General features: G+C 36.0%; 18 protein-coding genes. 9 read left to right on the forward strand and 9 right to left on the reverse strand.

Features of this window, described 5'->3' with window-relative positions; all coding sequences use genetic code 11:
• Window positions 1-337: 337 nt before the first annotated feature.
• The 3 genes from LPY66_RS04355 to LPY66_RS04365 are packed head-to-tail and all read right to left on the reverse strand — an operon-like array spanning window position 338 to window position 5,023.
• Entirely contained in the window at window positions 338-2,038 is a 1,701-nt protein-coding gene (locus LPY66_RS04355) for an ATP-binding protein (protein ID WP_337986876.1), read from the reverse strand.
• The gene (locus LPY66_RS04360) at window positions 2,025-4,199 is read right to left on the reverse strand and encodes a Mu transposase C-terminal domain-containing protein (RefSeq protein WP_337986877.1); all 2,175 of its coding nucleotides are present in this window, start codon (window positions 4,197-4,199) and stop codon (window positions 2,025-2,027) included. The genes LPY66_RS04355 and LPY66_RS04360 overlap by 14 nt, the downstream gene beginning before the upstream one ends.
• A complete protein-coding gene (locus LPY66_RS04365) occupies window positions 4,196-5,023 on the reverse strand; it encodes a TnsA endonuclease N-terminal domain-containing protein (RefSeq protein ID WP_337986878.1) in 828 nt (275 codons plus the stop codon). Before LPY66_RS04365 ends, LPY66_RS04360 begins: the two co-directional genes overlap by 4 nt.
• A gap of 203 nt (window positions 5,024-5,226) precedes the next feature.
• Here LPY66_RS04365 and LPY66_RS04370 point away from each other — a divergent pair, with 203 nt between their 5' ends.
• Window positions 5,227-7,101 carry a TnsD family transposase gene (locus LPY66_RS04370; RefSeq protein ID WP_337986879.1) on the forward strand — a complete coding sequence of 625 codons (1,875 nt, stop codon included), beginning with the start codon at window positions 5,227-5,229 and terminating at the stop codon, window positions 7,099-7,101.
• A gap of 61 nt (window positions 7,102-7,162) precedes the next feature.
• Complete coding sequence (locus tag LPY66_RS04375; protein WP_337986880.1) at window positions 7,163-9,037, forward strand: TnsD family Tn7-like transposition protein; 1,875 nt, start codon at window positions 7,163-7,165, stop codon at window positions 9,035-9,037.
• A gap of 196 nt (window positions 9,038-9,233) precedes the next feature.
• Here the strand turns inward: LPY66_RS04375 and LPY66_RS20960 are convergent, their stop codons facing one another.
• The 6 genes from LPY66_RS20960 to LPY66_RS04400 all read right to left on the reverse strand — a co-directional run bounded on the left by LPY66_RS20960 (window position 9,234) and on the right by LPY66_RS04400 (window position 13,037).
• Window positions 9,234-9,545, reverse strand: a complete 312-nt coding sequence (locus LPY66_RS20960; protein WP_443112473.1) for an ArsR/SmtB family transcription factor — start codon at window positions 9,543-9,545, stop codon at window positions 9,234-9,236.
• Between the two features lie 139 nt (window positions 9,546-9,684).
• Window positions 9,685-10,023 carry a thioredoxin family protein gene (locus LPY66_RS04380; RefSeq protein WP_337986881.1) on the reverse strand — a complete coding sequence of 113 codons (339 nt, stop codon included), beginning with the start codon at window positions 10,021-10,023 and terminating at the stop codon, window positions 9,685-9,687.
• Window positions 10,024-10,036: 13 nt separating this feature from the next.
• Entirely contained in the window at window positions 10,037-10,390 is a 354-nt protein-coding gene (locus LPY66_RS04385) for a MoaF-related domain-containing protein (RefSeq protein ID WP_337986882.1), read from the reverse strand.
• Between the two features lie 143 nt (window positions 10,391-10,533).
• Window positions 10,534-11,544, reverse strand: a complete 1,011-nt coding sequence (locus tag LPY66_RS04390; protein WP_337986883.1) for a permease — start codon at window positions 11,542-11,544, stop codon at window positions 10,534-10,536.
• A gap of 34 nt (window positions 11,545-11,578) precedes the next feature.
• Window positions 11,579-12,772 (reverse strand): MFS transporter, encoded by a 1,194-nt coding sequence (locus tag LPY66_RS04395; RefSeq protein WP_337986884.1) that lies wholly within the window; start codon window positions 12,770-12,772, stop codon window positions 11,579-11,581.
• Entirely contained in the window at window positions 12,765-13,037 is a 273-nt protein-coding gene (locus tag LPY66_RS04400) for a 4Fe-4S dicluster domain-containing protein (RefSeq protein WP_337986885.1), read from the reverse strand. Before LPY66_RS04400 ends, LPY66_RS04395 begins: the two co-directional genes overlap by 8 nt.
• A 433-nt stretch (window positions 13,038-13,470) precedes the next feature.
• Here LPY66_RS04400 and LPY66_RS04405 point away from each other — a divergent pair, with 433 nt between their 5' ends.
• From LPY66_RS04405 to LPY66_RS04435, 7 genes are read left to right on the forward strand one after another with little or no spacing between them, the layout of a single operon-like run.
• Window positions 13,471-13,719 carry an ArsR/SmtB family transcription factor gene (locus LPY66_RS04405; RefSeq protein ID WP_443112458.1) on the forward strand — a complete coding sequence of 83 codons (249 nt, stop codon included), beginning with the start codon at window positions 13,471-13,473 and terminating at the stop codon, window positions 13,717-13,719.
• Between the two features lie 49 nt (window positions 13,720-13,768).
• Window positions 13,769-14,770, forward strand: a complete 1,002-nt coding sequence (locus LPY66_RS04410; protein WP_337986887.1) for a permease — start codon at window positions 13,769-13,771, stop codon at window positions 14,768-14,770.
• Between the two features lie 13 nt (window positions 14,771-14,783).
• Window positions 14,784-15,269 (forward strand): permease, encoded by a 486-nt coding sequence (locus LPY66_RS04415; protein ID WP_337986888.1) that lies wholly within the window; start codon window positions 14,784-14,786, stop codon window positions 15,267-15,269.
• Window positions 15,266-15,805, forward strand: coding sequence for a permease (locus LPY66_RS04420; RefSeq protein ID WP_337986889.1), 540 nt, complete (start codon window positions 15,266-15,268; stop codon window positions 15,803-15,805). Before LPY66_RS04415 ends, LPY66_RS04420 begins: the two co-directional genes overlap by 4 nt.
• A gap of 32 nt (window positions 15,806-15,837) precedes the next feature.
• Complete coding sequence (locus LPY66_RS04425; protein WP_337986890.1) at window positions 15,838-16,101, forward strand: ATP-binding protein; 264 nt, start codon at window positions 15,838-15,840, stop codon at window positions 16,099-16,101.
• Complete coding sequence (locus LPY66_RS04430) at window positions 16,025-16,651, forward strand: thioredoxin family protein (protein WP_337986891.1); 627 nt, start codon at window positions 16,025-16,027, stop codon at window positions 16,649-16,651. The genes LPY66_RS04425 and LPY66_RS04430 overlap by 77 nt, the downstream gene beginning before the upstream one ends.
• Window positions 16,651-17,352 carry a cytochrome c biogenesis CcdA family protein gene (locus tag LPY66_RS04435; RefSeq protein ID WP_337986892.1) on the forward strand — a complete coding sequence of 234 codons (702 nt, stop codon included), beginning with the start codon at window positions 16,651-16,653 and terminating at the stop codon, window positions 17,350-17,352. Before LPY66_RS04430 ends, LPY66_RS04435 begins: the two co-directional genes overlap by 1 nt.
• Window positions 17,353-17,358 lie beyond the last annotated feature (6 nt).

Genomic DNA, 17,358 nt, shown 5'->3' on the forward strand with positions numbered 1-17,358 from the left:
GAATTAATGTCCACTTTTTGTGGATTTAAAATAAAGTTTGTTCGTTTAAAATAAAGTTTGTTCTTTTTGAAATAAAGTTTGTCTAAAAAGCTTTTTGAACAAATGATAGCAGCAGATTGGATTTATTGGACATTAAGATTAAAAATGTCACAAATAGTCTAATTTGATATAATAAAAGACCTTGTTTAAAACAAGGTCTTTTATTATATCAAATTAATTAATTGGAAAACCGAAGTTGCTTTATAAGACTCCAAGCAGTAACAAATCTACATTGAAACAACCAAGTGCGTTAATTATACTTTGAATCTCCCTGATATTCACATGATACAAACTAAATTTATGAGATCTCGTAAAATTCGATATAAGGATCCTTAATATAATCTGCTTCTAAAAGCAAATCATATACGTGTTTTTTCTGCTTAATAGATTCATTATAGATATTTCTTAGATCATTTTTTGAAAGCGTATTTTTTCCTTTTTTAGAATCTTTCGTATTATCTTTTTTGATATTTAGATTACGTGCATTTTCAAATACTTCAGTTCTTAGTGAGGATATATCAGTGAGGTCAGTCGTGCTTTCAATAGCAGTGTTTACTATTGTCTTAAGTTCATGATCTGATAGATTCTTAAAGATTCCGAACATCTTCAGTTCTTCATAAATATTATTAGATATATTTGTTATTGATGTTTTGTTCAATTCTTGTTTATCCTTAAGCAACTTACTATAAGCTCCATGTGACTTATAGGCATTTTCAATACTATTTATTATTACTTCATAATCAATTATAACATCTTCATATCTAATAAGTTTCTCATAATCATTTGTTCTAATAGCCTTAATAATCTTCTGGACAATAAAAAGGTCTTTTTTAGCCGTTTTTCTGATTAGCGCGGGAGTAATCAGTTCCTTTTCTGTAAATAAAGCTCTACCTTGAACCAAAATAAAGAGATTAACAGCAATAGCTGTGATTCCCTGTGATTGTTCATACATTACCTCATTTAGCTCTGGTGTAAGGGGTATTTTTTCTTTAAGATACTGAAAATACCACATTGATTCTAAGAACAAATCCCATTCTACATCTTTATCCATCTTATCCCAGAGTATTCCTGCTTCGCTGCATACTCTTCGACCAGACTTTAGTTCCTTATCAAGCAGTTTCATTGCCTTAAATGTTCCTATTAGGACCAACGGGATACCAACAATATTGGTTAAAGTAACTAAAAAATTAAGAATGTCTTCAGATTCAGATTTTGGCTTAATAAGAAATTGTATTTCGTCTATTACAAGTAATCCAATTCCATGAAGTGAAGATAAATAGGCCATATGTATCATCATAGTAGATGTAGTTTCAGAGTTATATTTACTAAAATAATCAGTACTTTCCAATACACCATCTACTGCTTTAAAAAAATTTTTACATAAGGTTTTTAAAGATCCATCATAAGGGCTATCAATTTTTAACCATACTATTTGAGTCCTTGTAAGTGGGACCCCTCTGTATTCCTGATGGTAAATTACCTGCGGATACATCAATAATATTTTTTCAACAGCAGTAGTTTTACCAATGCCACTAATACCAATAATACTTATGCTATCTGCTGTTGAACGTAAATAAGAATCGAATTCTTTACTGACTTCTTCATCAATTATATTCTTTTTACTTTCTTTTACAGTATTTAATATCTGTAATCGTTTAAGAAACTCTTTTGTAATGGGATTTCTTGCAAGGTATCCTCTTCTTATCAGGACAGAGATACTCTTCTCGATATCAAAATGAACCGGTAAAGGTTGTATAAAGCTTCTAAGTCTACGAATCAAATGAAAACGGACGTTTTTCGAGTAATCTAATTCATCCTCTGTTATTAATGGATAAAATAAGAGGTTTTCAGCTACTTCATCCTCACTGAAAATGGGAGGAAGAGATTCAATAAAAGGATTCCCTTCATAGTCCTGAACTATTTGAGTAATATATTTTGCTTGATCTACAACAGCCCCCTTTAAAAGAGGATTTTCTGTAGGGAAATTATTTTTTGTCACCTTGATATTCATCCTTTTTATTTCTAAGTCTATTCAGAAGGTTAAGATTTTCTTCCTGTAATTCCTCGTCTATTACGTTTATCTGTAAAACAGGAGCTTTATCGTCATATCTGTTAGTTCTTGCAAGAGTGAATGCCTCCTCCTTGCGTATTAACTCCTTTTCTTCGACCCTGTTTTGCTGGATATTGCTAAGTCTAGCCTTTTTGGATTCTTCTGGAAACTCCTTCTTTACATTATTTGTAAGCATTTTAGCGTTAGATATAATCCTTCGGCCTTCTGATTCTCTATCTGCAATCATCTGGCTTTGTTCGCTATATGAAGCCTTCTGTAATTGCCTCATTAGGTCTTGGTTAAATAATAATTCATCTAATGACCATTCACTAAACTCTTTACACTTAGGTAACAAAGAACATGTAGTATAACTTTTCCATTTTGCGTCTGGAATGTATATATTACTTAGTTTCCTTGGGTCATAGACTATTTTAATCTTCTCTTGAGTACGATCAATAAACCATTGTTCTGCTATAGCCTTTTCTGAGCTATAGAATAAGTCCTTATGGAATTTAATTCCTTCCCTCGTGATATTCGCAATATCCACAGGGAGGGTATTCAATCTAAGATTATCCCTATCACATTTTTTAAAACCAACAGTTTTCCTAGACAAGCCCCAATTCCACAAATTGATGGGGGTTGGCTCTATTTCATGTGAATACATTTCTGTATCCAGGGGATAATCGGAAATGACCTTTTTATTATGTAACAAGATGCTATCGATCATCAGTTTAGTAAAATCATCCATTGTCAACGTTGCATCTAATCTGTAGTCGTGATGGTGATTTGCTCGGGCCTCTCTTACTTCTCGAAATTCCTTCTCTACAGCACCTGGAGATAAACGTATAATTCTAGAATTTAGTGTTCTAAAGTATCTTTCGACAATTCCTTTAAGGTCACCACGATAAGGTGGTGCAAACTCAACACGTATTCCCATATTACTAGTAAGTCTTTCGGATTGTATCCCTTTAAATTCACCGTTGTCTACTAAAAAGATTGTAGATAATAAGGAATTTGGCCATTCGCTTGGATTGATTAGTATCCCATATTTTTTACATAATTCCACTTTATCTTCTAAAATACTATCTATCGCTACCAAAGCTGCTAGCCAAGAAGGCCCTTCCAATGTAACATTAAAACCTACAATTAACCTAGAAAAAACATCGATAATAACATAAACTACAGGTCGCCCTATGATTCTTCGCCTTTCCCTATTTAACAAATAAATATCTGCAATTGTTGCATCAATTTCATATCGCCATCCAGGCCCAAAGGTTTCCATATTAGAATTACCAAGCAATTCTCTATAATGTGTTAGGAAAAAGTTTTCTCCGCGACTTTTTGTACTTCGATATTCAATTTTAATATTATTCTTAAACCAATAATTAAACTGGTTGTATGTGGGGGTCAAATTTTCATCCCATCTTTTATACTTTGTTTCCTTTCCTATAATATATTTGTCTGAAAAATAGTGATCCTTCATTATTTCATAAACATCTGTTATCGTCGTTTTGCTATTATAATAACGATCTACGGAAGTTTGAAATATTTCCTTTATATTGTTATCAACGTTAATTCCGTTGACAATAACACCTCCTAGTCTAACCTTTGGGGGCCTCCCTCTTTTCTTCTCCGTACAATTTCTGGATTTTCCTCTTGCTCCGGAGTTGGAATAGTCAGGAAGAAGAGCGTTTTTCGTCATTCCTCTTTGCCAAAAACGTATCATTATTCTTTGAACTTTATAGACCGGTACGTTAAATTTAGTTGCAGCATCTTCTAAGGAGCTTTGTCGATAATTCCGAAATAATACTTTTGGTTCTATTGCATTCCAGAGATAATCCGCTATTTTCCATTCATTATCTCTTTTTTCCTTGTCAGAAGGTTTTATACTATCTTCATCAAGAAACTGAAGATAGGGATCATTGATTTCTCTGATCAGATTGTTATTAATTGCTTCTTCCAATTCTGAAATTCTTATAGTATTTGGCAATTTCAATCCGGATTCAAGTGGAATGGAATAGGCATAAGAGTAACCTGGACTAACCCAAATAATCCTCATTTTCCCTGCAGATTTAATATTTTGTAATACCGTATTTACATGAATCTTCACACTACCGCCTCTTTAAGTTGAACTTTGTTGAACATTAAGGATAATGGTTTATCTAAATTGATTTTCTCCTGAGATAAATCAGTAAATACAGCTTTTGTTTTTAATAAATGATAATATATTGAAATACCTGAACCAGATATTAACCCTAATCGGTCATCAAACTTCTCAGTAATATCTCGAATAATTAATGGCTGTGTATGTTTATATAATCCCTCAAATAATTCATTTACAAATCTCTCAACTCTTTCGAGGGAGAAATCTTCAAAGAGGGCTAAATCTTCTACATTGTGATAATCGTATATCATTGAGATATTGTCAGCTAATGTTTTATTTATCTGATGTTCTGTTACTATACCCCAGTCAACCCCTTTTCGTTCCCAAAATTGTCTTTCTAGTTCAAATTTTTCTAACTGACGAGGATTCAATAAGTCATCCTTGGGTTTAATAGTCCGAGCAAAATACTTAAGTTTATTACCTTTTTTGCCGGTTAATAGCATATCCGTAGTTAAGACGAAAGCGTGCTTTGTCTTGTTGTCTTTTGGATGATTAATTCCTAATTCCTCTGCAATTAGTAAAGTTTCTTCAAGGGGAAGGGGATATTGTTCACGGATATCAATAATATAATCAGAGTATTCCGCAATAAAGAAATAATTTCTTTCATTATCTGAAAGAAAATGATGAGTTCTTTGACATTTATATCCACGAATTTGATGTTCTCTTCCAAGTGAAGATACATCTCTAACTGTTAACCATGGTTTATAGTCTTTTCCCACTCCTTGGCCTCTACCTTCATCGATCCATCTTTTATACTTTGTTTCGTTCATCGAGTAATTCCTATTTGGCATATGTACCTCCATATCCGCTATATTATACCATTTTTAGTATATATTCTAAACAATCATTATTTCAGAAACTAAATATTAAGCAAAAGTATTATATATATAGGAATAAACGGAAATAATCATTGGGGAAGTAAACTTAAAATTAACGTAAAATATGAAGTTAATTTCTCTAGTAAATTAGACTGATGAAAGAAGATATTATGATGTTTTTTCCTGACCCGTATCCAGATGAAATCTTATATAGTACTTTTGCTAGGTATCATTTTTATAGTGGAAATAAGAGCTATAGAGATACCCTAGAAGAGTTATTTGGTAGCGGTAATATAATGCCTAGTGTTTTATTTCCAAGTAAAATTGAATCTGTTTCAAGACGGATAAAAAATGGTAAATATTTACCAGATTACCTTATCCAAAATCATACGCTATTTCCATTATATATTCAGTTACAAACATTCGAGAAAAGACAAAATCTAATAAAAGCTATCAAACATGGAGATAGTGAAGGTCTCTATGCATCTCTAGGGGTAGCAGCTGGCAGCATTTGCTCTAAAAAACATTTATATTACTGCCCAGTATGTGTGGAAGAAGAAGTTTCAAACTATAACGAGGCTTATTTTAAAAGAACCCACCAAATTCAAGGTGTTTTTGTGTGTCATATACATAGGTGCCTTTTAAGAGAATATCCAGTTGATTATCGGAAATACAGTAGAATCGGGTTTATTAGGCTTGACCACAAAGTCATTTCAAATAGGGTTGCTTATAATATTGAATTGCCGAAAGATACAGATCATTTTAGAATATCGCAAGCCGCTAACTACTTTTTGAATCACCCTTTAGAGGAAGTAAGTCTAGAAATAATTAAACAGAAATACAAAGAATTGTTATATGACCGAGGGCTTGCAAAACACAGTGGACAAGTAAATCAATTAAAACTATATGAACAATTTATTGACTATTATGGATCAGACTTTCTTAAGTCGTTAGAATCTTTTCCGCAAAAGGACAACGGATATTGCTGGTTAAAAGTAATAACAAGGAAAATAACCAGAGCTATCCACCCCATCAGGCATATATTACTTATCCTTTTTTTAAGTAATAATGTTGAAGAATTTCTAAATTACAAGAAAAAGCAAGAGCCCTTCGGCAGGGGTCCTTGGATCTGTCTTAATCCAGTAGCATTTCATTATAAACAACCTGTAATATCTAATGTTAATATTACAGAGGATACAAAAACAAAAGAACCTGTTGGCACATTCAATTGTTCTTGTGGTTTTATTTATTCAAGAAGGGGCCCTGATACTTCGCCGCAGGATATATATAAAATTGGAACAATTAAAGCTTTTGGGGGATCATGGGAAAATACTTTGGAAAAAAAGCTTTCTCAAAAAACATGGAGCTTAAGAGAACTCGCAAGAGAAATGAAGTGTGATCCAAAGACAATAAAAAAGTATAGTCAAAAACTTAATAAATCATTAGATGATTCTGTTATAATTAATAAAACAGAAAAGTTAAAAAAGGGAGATTGCTACACAAAATCACTCATTTGTTATTTAGAGTTGAACCCTGACTGTTCGAGAACTCAGATTAGGAAAAAGTTCAATAGAGAATATGCATGGTTATACAGAAATGATAAACCTTTATTAGAGAAAGTATTGCCTTCTTCAAAAAAGTCTCCTACAAAAAAATATAACAGAGTTGATTGGGTTCAAAGAGATTTTGAAATAGGGCATGATGTTAAAAAAGCACTCTCAGAAATAAAGCAATTGGAGGATCATGAGAGGATAACGTTAGCGTTAATTGGCAGGGCAATTGAGAAAGAAGACTTACTTAGGAAGTATAAGCAGAAGCTACCTTATACAATGAGAGTAGTATCTAGCGAATTAGAAACAATCGAGGATTATCAAATTCGGCGAATCGGAAATATTAGTAAAAAACTTTACAAAGAAAAGGGCAAGTTAAGAAAATGGGAAATCCTTAAAGAGGCGGGATTAGACCAGAAAAAGTTATCTATTCGGATCGTAAATGAAATTGAAATGGTATTAGAAGCAACTAAAGCATGAAATAAACGGATTTTTCTTATTTTGATTGCATTTTATGATATAGATATTTGGAGAAGATGCGATGTTGAGTTACTTCCCAGACCCTTATGAAAACGAATTATTATACAGCACAATTGCAAGATATCACTATTACTCAGGAAATTTATCTAATGCTCATACTTTAAAAGATCTTTTTAATATCTCCACAGTTAAGCCTTCAATTTTCATTCCTATAGGAATAAAAACATTGGCTGATAAAATTCGGAATAAAAAATACACTGTAGATTACTTACTACAGAATCATACTATATATCCATTATTTAGTCCCTTTTTAAATCAGAAAACTAGGAATCATATTATAAACGGGGTAGATTCCGGAAAGGGTAGGCTAAATAGTCTTAGAATCATGCGGAACTATGATAATTTAAAATACTGTCCTTTATGCGCTAAGGAAGACTATAATAAACACACAGAAGCTTATTTTCGTAGGGAGCATCAAATACCGAATCTTAACATTTGCTGCCACCATAATTGTAAATTAAAAACTTATCCAATTTCTAGACTTAATGTAAGTCCAGATTCCTTCATTCGTTTTAACTACAGTTTAGTCGAAAAGGAGATAAATGATAATCGTGCATATACGGATCCAATAAATGAAAAACTTGATAAGGTATTAGTTAATAGCGCGTATCATTTATTGACAAGCAATTTCCAGAATGCTGAGAATTCATTACGGCAAAGATATTTATATTTTCTTAGATCAAAAAACTATATGTTCAGTAGAAATAAAATTAATGAACTTAAACTAATGACTGATTTTAAAAACTTTTATACTGAAGAAAGTCTTAGTTATTGGAACTTAAACTTTGACGAAAAACATAAATATAACTGGATACGACGATTTTTACAACGTCCAGATGGATCTCAAGATCCAATTAAAAATATCTTGCTTATTTATTTTCTCTGCGGTGATTTATATTATTTCTTTAGTATCAATATTAACGATGAATTAAATTTTCCATTTGGGGAAGGTCCATGGCCATGTTTAAATCCAATAGCAGAGCATTACGGACAGAATGTTATTACGAATTTTGAATTAGTAAAGAATCGTAGTATAATGGGATACTTTAAGTGTTCATGTGGTTTTACTTACAAAATTAATATCTTTGATAAATCGAGATTTACTAATTTAACAGGTTCCAATATTGTAGAATTTGGATATGAATGGGAAGAAAAGCTAAAGGGATTAATTCTTAAAGGATACGGAATTACACGGTTAGCAATGGAAATGAAATGCTCAGATAAAACCATTTTAAGATGCTCAGAAAAAATTGGCTTAAGGGATAGAATTAATAGTGATAAAAAATATTCGCATTATATTTTTAATAAGAATATAAATCAGGATCAAAAAATGGTGAATTACAAGAAGCGAATACTAAATTACATAGAAAAATATCCACAAGCAACAAGAAGCCAGATAAGAAGAAATCTCCATAGCACGATAAGTTGGCTTAGATTAAATGATCCAAATTGGCTAGAGGATCATTTGCCTAGCAATAAAAGCCCTAACTTTACATATAATAACGAACAATATTGGCATGAGAAAGACGACAAACTATATAGCAAAGTGTTAGAAACATACAATCTGATTAAAAATCAACCGATGAGATTAACTAAAGGACGTATTTTTAGTAAATCAGGTATAAAAGTGAATAATTTTATAAAGTTGCCAAAAACCAAGGCTATTTTTGATAGTATAGTTGAAACTATACCCCAATTTGTGACTAGATTGGTTGACTTTCAATGTAGGAAGTGTTTTGAAGAGTATGGAGAAATTAATATCACAAAAGTAAGAGCTGGATGTAATTATTATATGCGTACAAACTTACAGAAGTTAATTAACGAAAGGATGGATTATAATATAAGAATACTTGTGAGAAGTACGAATAGTGGTTAGTGGGCAAATAAGACGGGTTGACCACTATATGTAGTGGTTTTATGGTTAGAAATGAGCAAAAGCGGGGCAAATAAGTGCATTTTTTGCCCCGCTTTTTTGGGCTATTTATAGATGACATTGGGTATCTTGATAATGTTACCCTATTATTGATATTTCGGAGTGCAATTTTATTTACTTGCCGATACAAATATATGTGTCATTTACCATTGGTATTTATTTGTGCTTTTACTTGATTTTTAAAAATTGTCTTTAGCATCGGAAACAAAAAATGCTCTTTATTCAAAGAGTAAAAATTCCACACAGCTTCTTGTCGCTTTATTAGCAGCCCATTATCTGTTAGTATTTTTAAATGATATGAGAGAGCAGATTGTGCTGTAGCAAAGTATTCACTTAAGCTGCATACACATTTCTCCTCATTTTGGTAAAGGTAGAAAAGGATATTTAGCCTAAGCTTGTCCGACAATGCTTTAAAACAAGTTGCATAGTTGGAAAATGAAGAATCTATGATTAACGCCTCCTTTTATATCAAATAAAATCGATAAAAATATCAAATATCCTTGATATAACTAATTATATGAACAATTCCTATTTACGTCAATAATGAAAAGGGAGGCGAGAGATACTCTCCCCAACCTCCCAAATCTAGTTCATACACCCATCTCATCCTGTATATATTTTTTAATTTCATCTTTACTTGGGACTCTACCCATAGACTTTACTTTCTCATTTATAACAATGGCCGGAGCCTTCATAACGCCATATGCCATTATCGTTTCCATATCTTTGACTTTCTCGACTGTCGCGACTATACCTATTTCTTTAATCACTTCATCGGTTTTCTCTTTCAGACCATAATCAGAACAGCAGGATACCAAGACTTTAATATTCATTGAAAATTCAACCCTTTCATATTTAGAAAATAATAAGACTTTATGACCTACAGCCAGGAAGTCAATTGTTCCAAGAATTCCCGGCTGTAAGCTCAAAATGATTGTCTGGCTATTTCACCGGTTTAAAAGGTCCCTGTAAGCGGAGTGATTTATTGCCCGGTAGCGTTATATTTGTGTAAACTATACCTTTTTCGAAATCCTCAATATGGGTTACGGTTGTTTGATTTTCTTCCTGCCAGCCAACCATAAATATACCTGGCCGAATGGGCATTACGCTTATCTCAACAGTTTGGGTAAATCCCTTGTGCTCGCCTTTCAGTCCATAAATTGTCATTGAATTCACAGAGTGATATTCGAACTGGACAAGAATATCTCCCCCCAGGTCAGCTTCATAGGTGTGGCCTACAGCTGGGAAACTGTCTGCTTCTGGGGTTCCGATTTTAAGAAAATTAATATCAGGCATCTTTACCTGCCTCCTTTGTTGTCTCGTACAGACCATAGTCGCAACGACATGATACTAGACTTTGCTATTCATCTTGTAATCAATCCTTTCTTGTTTTGATATATCACTAATCTGCATGAATGCAGGTACAATGATTGGTTTTTCTAGACTAAAATTATATTGAAAAAGTAGCCTATAAATACAATGGTAACTGCCATAATTCCTATAAATACTGCAAGTAATCTAGGCTTTAAAACCTTGCGGAGTATAATCATTTCCGGCAGACTTAAGGCAGTTACCGCCATCATAAACGACAACGCCGTACCCATAGGGACTCCCAGCTTAGTGAGTTCGCTGACAATAGGCAGTGTGCCTGCAGCATTGGAATACAGGGGTATACCAATAAGAACGGCGATTGGAACTGCAAAAGGATTGCTTCTTCCAGCATACTTAGCGAGCCAATCACCGGGAGCCCAACCATGTATGGCAGCGCCAATGACCAGTCCAACAATGATATACGGCCATATTTTTTTTACTAGATCCAGAGCATAACTCCATGCATCTGTAATCCGCTGTTTCCAGGAAGGCTTTACTATCTCAACATCGCCTATCTTAATGCTAAATACATCGTCCTCAAGATATTTTTCCATCTTCAATTTGCCAATAATGGCTCCTGCAATAATTGCTACAGTTAACCCGGTTGCCATGTATAATAAGGCTATCTTCCAGCCGAACAAAGCCCAAAGCATAGTAACAGCTACCTCATTTATCATAGGTGACGCAATGAGGAACGAGAATGTTGTTCCCAAGGGTACTCCTGCTCCAATAAATCCAATAAAGACAGGAACGGCAGAGCAGGAGCAGAAGGGGGTTGCAATACCCAGAACGGCGGCAACAACATTACCGATAAATCCTCTGGCTTTTCCTTGCTCCCCTAAAAGCTTTCTTGTTCTTTCTGGCGGAAAAAAACTCCTTATGATTGATACGACAAATGTTATCGCGATAATCATTAAGAATATTACAATTGTATCTGTGAAAAAGTATTCTACGGAGTCCTTGAAACGTGCCGAATCCAGGAATTCCGGATTCTGGCTGAACAAGCTAAAGATCCATTTTAGCAACGCGGTTAGCAAATTGTATAAAAAACTTGATATATGACCTATTAATGAAAACACCTATACCACTCCTCCAATTTTGAAAACTATTTAGTTATTGCTGTTGTACTTGCTGAGTTTGCTGCGCTCTTTCTATAACAATGCTTTTTTTAGTGATAAGTACGATTAATGTCAATAGAACTAAACCTACAGTATAGACAGAGAACAATGTTACATAGTTATTGCTCCCAAGTATCCTGCTACCAATAGCCGTGCCGATACCTCCGCCGCCCATATAGCAGAAGGCTACCAGGGATGTGGCGACTCCTCTCGACTTTGCAGCAAATTCAGAAGCGAGTGTAAGGAAGGTTGAGTGTGCCAGCATAAGACCTAAACCTAACAACGCGATACCGATTATCAGCAATGGAAGTATATTCGCTGCAAGCACGTTAATAATGCTTGCTAATGTCGCACTTATAAGACCAATGATGACAGTCTTTTTATATCCTATTTTTGCGGACAGTTTTGCTGCCAAACGTCCTCCTGCAATTGCCATCACTCCAAAGACTGACATTATCAGCCCGATAATGAGGTTGTTGAAATTATATTGATTTTCGATAAAGCCTCCAAGGAAAGAAAATGTTCCCATAATAAGGAGACCCTCAAGAATTACAATAATGTATATACCGCTACTTTTGCCGTTTTTCAGCAAACCTCCCATGGGTGCAAATAATTTACTGTCTTTGTTTGTAACAGCAGGTATGCCTTTGCTGACAGTAAACAACAATATTGTTGGGATGACAGCCAGTATTGCGTAAATCGCAAATACGCCTCGCCAATTGAAGAAATAGGCGATTGTACCACCGATAATCGTACTTAGTCCCTGCCCGAGGAAGCCAATGCCCAAAAATGTGCCGATTGCCGATTGGCGCTCATTCAGCGGAAAAACATCACCGATTAAAGCAAAGGATACCGGCATTACCGAACCAGCAAACATACCGGTCAAAGCCCTGAATATTGCCAGGTCGGTGAGACCGGAGGCGATAGCGCATAATGCCGTGGCGATAGTGAAGAATACCATAGTCACATTGATGACCTTTACTCTGCCGAACCTGTCTCCAAGGTAGCCGTATAAGGGCTGAAACAGGCCAAATGGTATCATGTAGGCTGTAATAATTAACGCCGCACTTCCGACAGTTACGCCGATATCCTTTGAAATGGTAGGAAGGATAGGCGATACAACCCAATTGTCCGCCATGACTACAAATGCAGCCAAGCCAAGTATTGATAAAATCTTTTTCTTATTCATAATTGAATCCTCCATAAACTTTTTGCTTAACAGTTACAGCAACCTGAACTGCTGCAGCAGCCATTTGCTGCGTCACCAATATATTCGATTGCTCCTGAAGGGCAAAGAGTACGGCATCCTTTACATCCCTCGATACAGTTTGGGGATTTACTACTACCGGACGTGTATTTTTTAACGCAAATACATCGTTAGTACATTTGTTAAAACAAGCCCCACATTCGTTGCAACCCTCATAGTTAATTACCGGATACCAAGTTTTTGACATTTTAAAGACCCCTTTCTCAGATTTTATTATTAGAAACATACGATGATTTCTCATAATGATTTACAGCATAAGGCTTTTTCACCTGCTCAATCTTGTACAAACTATGTCTGCTGAGAGTGCGTTATAGAAGAGTGAATAGGTTATCCTTTGCGGGCTTGTGAGGTATGCGCATTTGTTTCTATTTATCAAAACTATTTTATATATACATCAAATAATTTTGATGTATCCAAGTATAGAGTACATATTTCCACATGTCAATACATCAAAATAAATTGATATAAGCATTCGATTGCGCTTAGTCTAAATCTATTAAATCGAGAACATTGACAGTTTTGAATATCTACTATAATATATAAACATATCGAAATATATCAATGTATTAATGATTGAGGCGATTTACTTGGAAAAGAATTATAAAGATTACGCTTTAACAATGAAAGCATTATCTGATGAAACAAGACTGAAAATATTTGATATGTTAACCGACGGTGAACTATGTGCCTGCAAAATTCTTGAAGTGTTTAACATTACGCAGTCCACGCTTTCATATCACATGAAGATCTTATGCGAGAGCGGTCTGGTGATTGGCAGGCGGGATGGCGTCTGGATACGGTATTCCATTAATCATAATAAACTTGAAGTCATTGCCGGTTTCTTTAACCAGGTTACGAAAAATAAATAATAACAATTTGACTTAAACTAATCAAAATAAAGAGAAGAAGGTGACGCAAATGGTATTTGGATGGTTAAACGACCAATTGCTTAGAATGGAATGGCTTTCGAATTTGGTGAAGCTCTTGGTCGAGAATATATTTGGACTCAGTATTCAGGAACGTTTTGGTGGCGGGCTTCACTTTTTTATCTATGACGTGATAAAAATATTTATTTTACTTTCCGTTTTGATTTTTTTAATTTCATATGTTCAAAGCTTTTTTCCGCCGGAAAGAACAAAAAAAATACTGGGACGCTTCAATGGTATTTCAGCCAATATTTTAGGAGCGCTACTTGGCACGGTTACACCATTTTGCTCGTGTTCTTCGATTCCGCTCTTTATTGGATTTACCAGTGCCGGACTTCCCATCGGAGTTACCTTCTCGTTTTTAATATCGTCTCCTCTGGTGGATTTAGCTTCCGTGATTTTGATCGCAAGTATTTTTAATTGGACGACGGCTATTGCCTATGTCGTTGTTGGTCTGATTCTGGCCGTGATCGGCGGAACGGTGATTAGCAAAGCAAAAATGGAAAAGTATGTAGAACCGTTTGTATTCAATAATAGAATGCTGGAGATGGAGCAGGAACAGTTGACAACCTTGGAAAGACTGGGTTTTGCTAAAGATCAGGTTAGGGACATTGTGAAAAAAGTGTGGATATATATTCTAATAGGTGTTGGCATTGGCGCTGCGATTCACAACTTTATTCCAGAGGATGTTATTTCCTTACTACTGGGTCAGGATAAATGGTATTCCGTCCTATTGGCCACTGTGGTGGGCATCCCGATGTATGCCGATATTTTCGGGACATTGCCGATTGCCGAGGCTTTGGTCGCCAAGGGGGTGGGTTTGGGAACGGCCTTATCGTTTATGATGGCCGTAACCGCACTGTCTCTGCCCTCCATGATCATGCTTAAAAAGGTGGTCAAAACCAAACTCCTGGTCGTATTTGCAGGGGTTGTAGCCATAGGCATACTGATCATCGGCTATTCTTTTAACGCTTTTGCCTATTTGTTGATGTAGGGGGGAACATTTTTTGAGCACATATATGCTTTACGGCGTAACAATTGGTTTCTTGCTAATTTCTCTTTTTAAAGACAAAAAGAAAACCAAAGTGTCTTTAAAAAAGGCATGGAAGTCTTTCGAAAATATTCTCCCAGAATTCTTAGTAATTATTTTATTGGTAGGCGTGTTGCTGGCAATCATTAATCCTGAAGTTATTTCCAAAATAATTGGCGAAAGTTCTGGATGGCTTGGTGTAGTCATAGCAGCAGTTGTCGGAGCCATTACTTTAATCCCCGGCTTTGTGGCCTTTCCGACTGCGGCGATGATTTTACAAGGTGGAGCAGGGTATATGCAGATTGGAGCCTTTGTGTCCACACTCATGATGGTAGGTATTGTTACCATGCCCGTCGAAATAAAATATTTTGGGAAGAAGCTGACTATCTTAAGGAATTTATGTGCGTTTCTGTTCTCCTTTGTAGTGGCCTATATAATTGGTCTGGTAGTAGGTGGCATATGAAAGTAATACTGAAAAGATACCAGGCATTTGGAATTGTGACTTTACTGCTTGTTCTTCTAACCTTATTCAACCAGAGCACGGGGCTCAAGGCGATTGGTATTGCGGCCTATTCCTTTAAGGAAATGCTCCTTGTGATACCGCCTGTCTTTATTCTCCTGGGGTTACTTGATGTCTGGGTGCCAAGAGAAACGATGATCAAATATATGGGTGAAGGTTCCGGGATAAAAGGGATTGTGTTGTCAATCCTGATTGGTTCCGCTGCAGCTGGCCCCCTGTATGGCGCATTTCCAGTGGCGGCAGTCTTTATGAAAAAGGGCGTAAAGTTTAGTAATATTCTTATTTTCATTGGGGCCTGGTCAACCACCAAAATCCCGATGCTTTTATTTGAAGTGTCATCTCTCGGCGTTAAGTTCGCACTCACCCGGTTACTGATTGATATCCCCGGAATTATTATCATTGCCTATATCCTGTCAACTTTAATATCCAAAGAAGAAGTTGAGAGAATATATCTAAAAGCGGAAAGTCTCAGTAGATAACCTATTATAAAGATAAAAAAGGAGAGAAATGAATGTCAAAAACATGGTATCCAGTGATTGATTATGGAAAATGTATGGAATGTGGCGTTTGCACCGACAAGTGTCAGCATGGGGTTTATGACCAACAAAAAGCGCCGACGCCTATTGTAGTCCAGCCTGAGAATTGTGTTCACGGGTGTCGCGGCTGTGGAGAGCTTTGTCCTGCAGAAGCGATCAGTTATGTTGGGGAGAACAATCGGCAGAGTAATTCTTGCGGTTGCGGCTGTTCTGATGACAGTGGTGGTTGCTGTGGCTAGGCAAACTGTAAATGATTCTGATGATCGTGATCGAAAAAACAGCAAAGTAGCTAAAATTGTTGTGCCGCTGATCATCGTAATCATCGTTGCAGGTATTTGGATGGTAAAGAATTCTCAGAAAACAGTCCAGCCGGGTATAGCAGATAATGCCGACTTTGCACTCAATGTAACGGACCAGTTGGACCTAGATCAGTTAAAATCTTATGGCCTACCGATTATTATCGACTTTGGAGCAGATTCCTGTGTGCCGTGCAAAGAAATGGCACCTGTCTTAAAAGAACTGAACGAAGAACTGCAGGGAAAAGTAATCATTAAGTTTGTTGATGTCTGGAAATATCAGGCGTTGGCTGAAGGATATCCCATTCGCGTTATCCCAACCCAGATTTTTATTGACGCTGAAGGAAATCCCTATACTCCCAGTGATCCGGAGGGTATGCAAATGAATCTCTACACTTTGCGGGATTCTGAAGAACATGTCTTCACCAGCCATGAAGGCGGTATGACCAAGGAACAGCTGTTAAACGTCATCCGGGAGATGGGGGTCAACTGATGCAGGCACTGATTAATCAATGGCTGGAAGTTATTTCTTTGACAATCGCCTCAAATATGTGGATGGCACCTTTATTTGCATTGTTGGCAGGAGTTTTGACCTCTTTTACCCCTTGCGCCCTGGCGAGTGTACCGCTTGTCATCGGCTATGTCGGAGGGACGGCCAAGCAAGAGCCGAAAAAAGCCTTTGGCTTGTCTGTCACCTTCACCGTTGGTATGGCGGTTACGTATACCGCGTTGGGGACAGCGGCCTCTCTTTTAGGAAGGCTTCTGCAGACAACAGGTTCCTGGTGGTATTTATTGCTCGGAGTACTCATGCTATTAATGGCGCTGCAAACCTGGGAAATCTTTAACTTTATTCCTTCCACCTATGCACTAAGCAAGAATAGTAAGAGAGGACTTATCGGGGCCTTTATCGCGGGTATTTTAGGCGGCTTTTTCTCTTCTCCTTGCGCAACCCCAGTCTTAATCGCACTGCTTGCCATCGTCACTAAAGAAGGAAATTTTTTATGGGGCGTATTGCTACTCTTGTTGTATTCAGGAGGACATAGTTTTTTGGTCCTGATAGCCGGAACTTCCGTTGGTTTTGTCCAAAACATTTCTGCCAATAAACGCTATGGGACGGTTAGTAAAGTATTAAAGCTCTTGATGGGGACAATAATTCTATTGATTGCGTTTTATATGTTTTACTTAGGGTTTTAAATCTAA

It is taken from the genome of Dehalobacter sp. DCM, from assembly GCF_024972775.1.
Classification (GTDB): Bacteria; Bacillota; Desulfitobacteriia; order Desulfitobacteriales; family Syntrophobotulaceae; genus Dehalobacter.

Coding starts and splice junctions, on each gene's coding strand:
- LPY66_RS04400 (WP_337986885.1), bottom strand. CDS start 13,037: ATGTCAAAAACTTGGTATCCGGTAATTAACTATGAGGGTTGCAACGAA.
- LPY66_RS04370 (WP_337986879.1), top strand. CDS start 5,227: ATGAAAGAAGATATTATGATGTTTTTTCCTGACCCGTATCCAGATGAA.
- LPY66_RS04395 (WP_337986884.1), bottom strand. CDS start 12,772: ATGAATAAGAAAAAGATTTTATCAATACTTGGCTTGGCTGCATTTGTA.
- LPY66_RS04430 (WP_337986891.1), top strand. CDS start 16,025: ATGTTGGGGAGAACAATCGGCAGAGTAATTCTTGCGGTTGCGGCTGTT.
- LPY66_RS04375 (WP_337986880.1), top strand. CDS start 7,163: ATGTTGAGTTACTTCCCAGACCCTTATGAAAACGAATTATTATACAGC.
- LPY66_RS04410 (WP_337986887.1), top strand. CDS start 13,769: ATGGTATTTGGATGGTTAAACGACCAATTGCTTAGAATGGAATGGCTT.
- LPY66_RS04425 (WP_337986890.1), top strand. CDS start 15,838: ATGTCAAAAACATGGTATCCAGTGATTGATTATGGAAAATGTATGGAA.
- LPY66_RS04385 (WP_337986882.1), bottom strand. CDS start 10,390: ATGCCTGATATTAATTTTCTTAAAATCGGAACCCCAGAAGCAGACAGT.
- LPY66_RS04435 (WP_337986892.1), top strand. CDS start 16,651: ATGCAGGCACTGATTAATCAATGGCTGGAAGTTATTTCTTTGACAATC.
- LPY66_RS04420 (WP_337986889.1), top strand. CDS start 15,266: ATGAAAGTAATACTGAAAAGATACCAGGCATTTGGAATTGTGACTTTA.
- LPY66_RS04365 (WP_337986878.1), bottom strand. CDS start 5,023: ATGAACGAAACAAAGTATAAAAGATGGATCGATGAAGGTAGAGGCCAA.
- LPY66_RS04405 (WP_443112458.1), top strand. CDS start 13,471: ATGAAAGCATTATCTGATGAAACAAGACTGAAAATATTTGATATGTTA.